Origin of the sequence: Intrasporangium sp. (genome assembly GCF_035280925.1) — a bacterium.
GTDB lineage: Bacteria > Actinomycetota > Actinomycetes > Actinomycetales > Dermatophilaceae > Intrasporangium.
Genome location: NZ_DATEEY010000107.1, coordinates 23045 through 29351 on the forward strand (window position 1 = coordinate 23045; position 6307 = coordinate 29351).

Consider the following 6307-nt stretch of genomic DNA (forward strand, 5'->3'; position numbering starts at 1 on the left):
CCTCCTCCCGCAGGGTCTCTCGCCCTGCCTCGGTCCTACGTCGAACGGGGCAGGCGGCCTTCGACATCGAGGCTGCCACGGATCTTCTCCGCGAGCATCTGGTGGAACGTGACGCTCGCGAGGTATCGGTTGTGCTCGCTCGCCAGGGTCCCGCCCGTGAAGAAGGCTGCGTCGTCGACGCCCTCGAAGATCCCGTCGGCCCGGAAGCTGAGCAGGTCGGCGTGGTCCCAGACGTTCCACCAGCTGCCGAGGTGCGCCGACGAGGGCAGCGGCGTCCTGACCCCGGTGCTGTCGCCGTGGCCGGGGGTGCTCTCCAGGAAGAGGCCGAGCTCCTCGAAGAAGCCGACCTGGGAGGCCGTCGCGCACCAGAAGTCGACGCGGATGTGCCGGTGCTGGGGCATCCGTGGCAGGAAGTGCGTCAGCACGTCGTAGAGCACCTGGCCGCCCATGCTGTGGGTCACGACCACGAGGGGCTCGTTCCGCGCCCTGGCCGCGAAGGCAGCAGTCTCGAGCCCCGCGAGGACCCGCTGCGGGATCGGACCGGGCGCATCGGCATTGCCGCGTCGAGCCACATAGGTGAGCACGTCACCGAGGAACACGGGCACGAAGTCCTCGAGCGGCCGGCGCAGTGCAGAGACGGTCGCCTGGATGTTCCGGATTCCCTTGGCCCGCAGGCCCGCTGCGGTCGCGTCTGCCGGGGTCTGGCGAGCACCCTCCAATGGGCGTGACACGAGTGACCTCCCACCCCAGGCGAACTGGGCGCCGAGGTCACCCCAGTAGATCCGCATCACCGGTACCCCGACGGGGTCGTCGGAGAGCGAGGGGGCGACGTGCTCCGAGAGGAGCGACTGGATCGTGGGCCACGGGACCTCCCGGAAGCGCTTGGCGGACCGGGCCAGGACTTGGTCATCGTCCCGGACAGCGACGCCATGGATGTAGACGATCGGCACGCTGCCTCCTCTCGGGACGTCCGGGCCGTATGCCGCTGGGCTGGCTAGACCTGGAATCTGGCCGTCGCCTGCGAGTGCACTCCATCGCGGAACGGTGTCCCATTCTTCGCCGCCTCACCCAGCGCCTCGAGGATCGGAACGAGCCCGTCGTCGTCGACGTGGCCCGCGACCTCGTCGGCGATCGCCTTGACCTCGTCGGGGGCGTTGTCCATCGCGACGCCCCAAGCCGCCCAGTGCAGCATCTCGAGGTCGTTGCGCTGGTCGCCGACAGCGACCGTGTGGCTGGGCTCGACGCCGATCCGACGGCGCACCAGCTCGAGAGCGGATGCCTTGCTCACGCCCTCCGGGTTGATGTCGAGCCAGGCCGACCAGCCGACGGCGTAGGACACGCCGTGCAGACCCGCCCGCTCCACCATCTCCCCGAACTCCTCGGCCGTGGCCTCGGGCTGGCGCAGGGTCACACGGGTGACCGGGTGTGCCACGAGCTCCTCCCACTCGACGACCCGCGTCTCTCCCATGAGCTCGCCCTCGGGGAAGTGCTCGCTGACCTTGAAGCCGACGCCGAGCTCCTCGACGGCGACCCGAGCGGTGGGCAGGGCGACGCGCAACCGGTCGAGGACGGGGCGCGGGTCGAACGTCACCGTCTCGGCGATCGCGTAGCCAGCGGAAGCCTTCGGATCGATCTCGATGGTCACGGCACCGTTCGCGCAGACCGCGAGCCCCTCACGGATGCCGAGTGCGGTGAGGATCGGGGTCGTGGCGATGATGGACCGGCCGGTGGCCACGACGACGATGACCTCGTCGGGCAAGGCGGCAACGGCGTCACGGACCCCATCCGAGAGTTCGCCCATGTGGTTGAGCGTCGTGCCATCGAGGTCCAGGGCGAGCATCCGCTGTGCCATGGGGTCACGCTATCCGGCGTGCGCGCCGGCTGGACCAGCGCACCGGTTCACGTCACTCGTCTATGTCGCGCACCGTCCCCTCGGTGAAGACGTGCGGCGGGTTGCGCGGGTCCTCCACCGGCTCCACGCTGGTGATGACCTTTCGGCGATGGTCGCGGCGGGAGAGCACGATGAGCACGATGCCCGCGATCATGAAGATGACCCCGACGGTCGGCAGGCTGATGCCGTCGGGGTCGGCCCGCACGGCGAAGGCGAGGACCGCACCGATCACCGCGAGCGTGATACCTGCTCCCATGACTGCACTCCTCTCGGGGTCTGGGCGGCCAGACACGTCCAACCAGATCCATACCCACCTGTGAGCCAGTCTGCCCGCGCACACCATCGGTGTCGAGCAGCGAGGGCCTGCTACTCCCCGTCGATCTTGACGATGTCGTGCTCGGTCGTCGGACCGGGAGGTGCCGTGAACCGGGCGTTGACGACGTAGAGTCGCGATCCCTGGGCCGCGATCGTCGTCGGCACGTCGAAGTCGGGGTCGGTCAGGTCGGCCACGTGGGTCGCGGACAGGTAGTCGGACGACATGCGCAGCTCGACGACGACGTTGGACTGGTTGCGCACGACGTACAGCGTCTTGCCCCGCAACAGGATGCCGTCGCCCTGCGTCAGGCTCGTGCCACCCGTGTCGACCGCAACCGCCTCGCCGGTTCGCGGGTCGACGTTGTAGAGGATGCCGGTCGTGCTGTTGATGACGAGCAGCATCGAGCCGTTGGGCGTCGCGGCAATGCCGTTGGCGTTGAAACCCGCCACCTGCTGCCACTCGCCCGTGAGCGGAAGCGTCTCCACGCTCCCGGTCGGGACGCCGGCGGAGAGCTCGACCGCATAGAGCTCGGCGGCGCTGGAGTTGGTGAAGTACGCGGCGTCCCGGGTCACCGTGACGTCGTTGATGAAGGCCGGGCCGTCGGTGAGGTCGAGCACCGCAACTTCCGCCCCGGTCGTCGCGTCGTAGACGTAGGCATCGCCGAAGGAGCCGCCCGAGACGAAGAGCAGCCCGTTCCGCACCTTCATGCCGACGGCCATGCGGCCCTCGGTCCCCTCGACGAGGATGTCGCCCTCGCCGGTGCGCAGGTCGCCCAGCCAGACCGACCCGTCAGCGCGCGAGCCGGCGTAGATCGACGTTCCAGTTCCGGTCGCGATCCCCTCGGGGAGCGAGCCGGTCGGGATGGGAATGATGTCCGGGAACGGTTCGGCCGTCGCCGACCCCAATGGAGCCACTGCGAACACAGCGGCGAGCGCGGATGTCACCAGTACGCGTCGTGTCCTCATCGCTCCACGCTACGGGGAGATCGTTGATGAGTAAACAGTGCTGGCATCAGTCCTGCACGAGGAGGTACTGCCCATCAGGGAGAGGAGGTCTCCACCTGTTGGCTGAGGTACTGCTCCACGCCGACGAGCTCCATTGCCTGCAGCTGGCTCTCGAACCAGTCCGCGTGCCGCTCCTCGTCGCGGACCATGTCCTCGAAGACGGCCGCGGTGCCGTGATCGCCGAGCTCATGGCACTCCTGCGCCCCGGCGTTGAACTGGGCGACGGCTGCCCGCTCGCTCTCGAGCGCGAGGGTGAGCATCTCCTTCGCGTCCTCGCCGCTCCGGATCGGGTTCAGCCGCTGGACGTTCGGGTGGCCGTCGAACATGAGGATGCGGTTGATCAGGACGTCGGCATCCTTCATCTCGTCGATGGACAGGTCGTAGAACGCCTTGCCGAGCTTCGGCAGGCCCCAGTTGTCGAGCATGCGAGCGTGGAGGAAGTACGTGTTGGTGACCGTGAGCTCGAAGGTCAGCGCGTCGTTGAGCAGCTCCACGACGCGGGGGCTAACTGGCTGCAACGTGCACCTCCGTGGACGACAGGGCGAGCGTCTCGCCATGTTCGCACACCAGCCGCTTGACTGAGAACACACAGGAGCCGCAATCCCGGCCGGCGCCGGTCGCCATGCAGGCCTGGGCGAGGGTGCGGGCGCCTCCGGCGTAGGCCGCGGTGACTTCGCGGTCGCTCACGACGGCGCATTGGCACACGATCATTGGGCACCCTCTCGGACTGACAGCACTCTCCACCGCGAGTGGTTAGGTTCGGCTTACCTAAGCACAGCGTCCTCTGATCGACAAGACGGCGCCACGCGCTTTCCACGGAGCGGAACGCCTCCGGACGCGCAGGAGAAGGGACGTTGGACTCTGGTGCTGGTTCATCAGCCCCGGGTTACGTGGGTCAAGAGCACGGTTCCCCGGACGAAGGAGGCGGCCATGGACATCGGACTCTGGCCGATCTTGTGGACGATGTGCGGGCTGGTGACGATCGTCGCTTCGCTGCTGGCCGGCCGGAGCGTCAGGTGGCGGCAGGTGGGGCGTGCCGCAACAGGCGTCCTCTTCCTCATCGGCGGTGCGCTGATGCACGTCGTCACCCTCGCGACAGGAGGGGACTACGCCGGGTTCGCCAACCCCGCCCTCTTCCCATGGGTGACCGACTCGTGGCGTGCGGTGGTGGCGCCGAACCAGCTGTTCTTCATCGGCCTGCTCATCGTGTTCGAGGCGGCCGTCGGACTGCTCGTCATCAGCGGCGGGCGTCGGACGCAGCTGGGTTACCTCGGCATCATCGCCTTCTACCTCGCGCTCTGGATCTTCGGGCCCATCGAGGCGGTCTTCGTCGTCGTCATCCACGTCCCGATGTACCTGCTCCTGCGAGCGGAGCGCCTGGCCGAGGCTTCACACCATGCGAGTGCGGGACTCGAGGCGAAGCCGCGACTGCCTGCTCACACCGGCTGACGACCGATGCGCAGCCGGGAGCGGTCTTCGACGCATGCCTCTCCAGCCCTGCGGTGAGCGATGTCCCGATCGAGACGCTGACAGTTCCGCCGTTGCTCGTCCACGCCGGGGACGACCCGTTGTGCACGTTCGCTCCGGTCGAGGCGGCGGACCTGCGACGCACTCGCCGACGGTCAGGCGTGCCGTTCCAGCGCCGCCAGAGCCGTCTCGATGCCGCGGTGAAAGGTCGGATAGGCGTAGATCATCGAGCGCATCGTCCCGACCGGGACCTGCGCGTGCACCGCCACCGCCAATGCGCCCAGGACCTCTCCTGCGTACGGGCCCATGGCGGTCGCGCCGACGAGGACGCCGCGTGCCGGGTCGGCCACGAGCTTGATGAAGCCGTCACCGCCGCCGCCATGGATCCAGCCCCGAGTGGTCTCACCGAGCGGCGTCACACCGATCGTGACATCGAGCCCGGCCTCCCGCGCCTGCTCCTCGGTCAAGCCCACGGCGCCGATCTCCGGATCCGTGAACGTCACGCGCGGCACCGCTGAGTAGTCCGCGGCCGGGCCGTTCTCACCGAGCACGTCACGGATGACGATCCCGGCCTGATACATCGACACGTGGGTGAACGCGCCCTTCCCGGTGAGGTCGCCGATGGCCCACACGTTCGAGGCGACGCGGCAGCGCTCGTCGATCGGAGCGACCGCGGCATCCTCTGGAACGCCGGCCGAGCCGAGCCCGACCGCGCCCGGGTCGGTGTCGCGCCCGGTCGCGACGAGGATGCGCTCGGCGGAGACCGTGGTGCCGTCCTCCAGGGTGACGTCGGCGCCCGCGCCGTCACCGGACACGCGTGACGCTGCCACTCCGGCGTGCACCGCGATGCCCTCCCGTTCGAACACCGTGGCCAGCCTCTCGGACGCCTCTGGCTCCTCGGCGGACAGCAGCCGAGGCGCGGACTCGACGATCGTCACGTCGACGCCACATCGCGCGACCGCCTGACCGAGCTCGCAGCCGATGGTCCCTCCGCCGAGCACCACGAGCGACGACGGCAGCTCCTTGGTCCCGACGAGCTCACGGTTCGTCCAGTAGGGCACCCCGCCGAGACCCTCGATCGGGGGGATCGACGCGCGCGAGCCCGCGTTGACGACGATCCCCAGCCCAGCGGCATACGGCTTCCCGTCGACGTCGACGCGGCCGGCGCCGACGATGCGCCCGGTCCCACGGACGAACGTCCCACCCTTGCTGGTGAAGCGCTCGACGGCGGCCCGGTCGTCCCAGTCGTCCGTTGCCTCGTCCCTGATCCGGCGCGCGACGACCGACCAGTCCGGCCGCACGTCGCCGACGGCGCCGGCAAGCCCCTCGACCCGTCGAGACTCGGCGAGCACCTCGCCGGCGCGGACCATCATCTTCGAGGGGATGCAGCCCCAGTAGGGACACTCGCCACCGACGAGGCCGTGGTCCACACCGAGCACCCGCAGGCCGCGCTCGGCGAGTGTCCCTGCAACGTGTTCACCGCCGGGCCCCATCCCGATGACGATGATGTCGAAGGTGTCCATGGTGGAGTCCTCTCGCCCGATCCGCTACTCGATCCGCCATCGGAAGTCCTACCCGAGAGGCGCCCGACACCACGGCCCGGCCGGGGTCCAGACGACCTGGCCGAAA

The 6307-nt window shown here is 69.1% G+C and carries 8 protein-coding genes; 1 reads left to right on the forward strand and 7 read right to left on the reverse strand.

The window, feature by feature from the left end:
• Positions 1-35 precede the first annotated feature (35 nt).
• The 6 genes from VJN29_RS10620 to VJN29_RS10645 all read right to left on the reverse strand — a co-directional run bounded on the left by VJN29_RS10620 (position 36) and on the right by VJN29_RS10645 (position 3922).
• Positions 36-950, reverse strand: coding sequence for a hypothetical protein (locus VJN29_RS10620; protein ID WP_324143603.1), 915 nt, complete (start codon positions 948-950; stop codon positions 36-38).
• Positions 951-994: 44 nt separating this feature from the next.
• Complete coding sequence (locus VJN29_RS10625; RefSeq protein ID WP_324143604.1) at positions 995-1852, reverse strand: HAD family hydrolase; 858 nt, start codon at positions 1850-1852, stop codon at positions 995-997.
• Positions 1853-1904: 52 nt separating this feature from the next.
• Entirely contained in the window at positions 1905-2147 is a 243-nt protein-coding gene (locus tag VJN29_RS10630) for a DUF6458 family protein (RefSeq protein ID WP_324143605.1), read from the reverse strand.
• Positions 2148-2257: 110 nt separating this feature from the next.
• Positions 2258-3172 carry a hypothetical protein gene (locus VJN29_RS10635; RefSeq protein WP_324143606.1) on the reverse strand — a complete coding sequence of 305 codons (915 nt, stop codon included), beginning with the start codon at positions 3170-3172 and terminating at the stop codon, positions 2258-2260.
• 74 nt (positions 3173-3246) lie between these two features.
• The gene (gene bfr / locus VJN29_RS10640) at positions 3247-3705 is read right to left on the reverse strand and encodes a bacterioferritin (protein ID WP_324143607.1); all 459 of its coding nucleotides are present in this window, start codon (positions 3703-3705) and stop codon (positions 3247-3249) included.
• A gap of 10 nt (positions 3706-3715) precedes the next feature.
• On the reverse strand, positions 3716-3922 hold the full coding sequence (locus tag VJN29_RS10645) for a (2Fe-2S)-binding protein (protein WP_324143608.1): 207 nt from the start codon (positions 3920-3922) through the stop codon (positions 3716-3718).
• A 219-nt stretch (positions 3923-4141) separates the two neighbouring features.
• On the opposite strand from VJN29_RS10645, the gene VJN29_RS10650 reads away from it, so the two are divergent.
• Positions 4142-4660 (forward strand): hypothetical protein, encoded by a 519-nt coding sequence (locus VJN29_RS10650; protein ID WP_324143609.1) that lies wholly within the window; start codon positions 4142-4144, stop codon positions 4658-4660.
• A 173-nt stretch (positions 4661-4833) separates the two neighbouring features.
• On the opposite strand, the gene VJN29_RS10655 is transcribed toward VJN29_RS10650, so the two are convergent.
• A complete protein-coding gene (locus VJN29_RS10655) occupies positions 4834-6201 on the reverse strand; it encodes an NAD(P)/FAD-dependent oxidoreductase (RefSeq protein WP_324143610.1) in 1368 nt (455 codons plus the stop codon).
• Between the last annotated feature and the right edge of the window lie 106 nt (positions 6202-6307).

Excerpts from the sequence above, each read along its gene's own strand:
- VJN29_RS10625 (WP_324143604.1), bottom strand. The coding sequence starts at position 1,852 with ATGGCACAGCGGATGCTCGCCCTGGACCTCGATGGCACGACGCTCAAC.
- VJN29_RS10630 (WP_324143605.1), bottom strand. The coding sequence starts at position 2,147 with ATGGGAGCAGGTATCACGCTCGCGGTGATCGGTGCGGTCCTCGCCTTC.
- VJN29_RS10645 (WP_324143608.1), bottom strand. The coding sequence starts at position 3,922 with ATGATCGTGTGCCAATGCGCCGTCGTGAGCGACCGCGAAGTCACCGCG.
- VJN29_RS10655 (WP_324143610.1), bottom strand. The coding sequence starts at position 6,201 with ATGGACACCTTCGACATCATCGTCATCGGGATGGGGCCCGGCGGTGAA.
- VJN29_RS10650 (WP_324143609.1), top strand. The coding sequence starts at position 4,142 with ATGGACATCGGACTCTGGCCGATCTTGTGGACGATGTGCGGGCTGGTG.
- VJN29_RS10635 (WP_324143606.1), bottom strand. The coding sequence starts at position 3,172 with ATGAGGACACGACGCGTACTGGTGACATCCGCGCTCGCCGCTGTGTTC.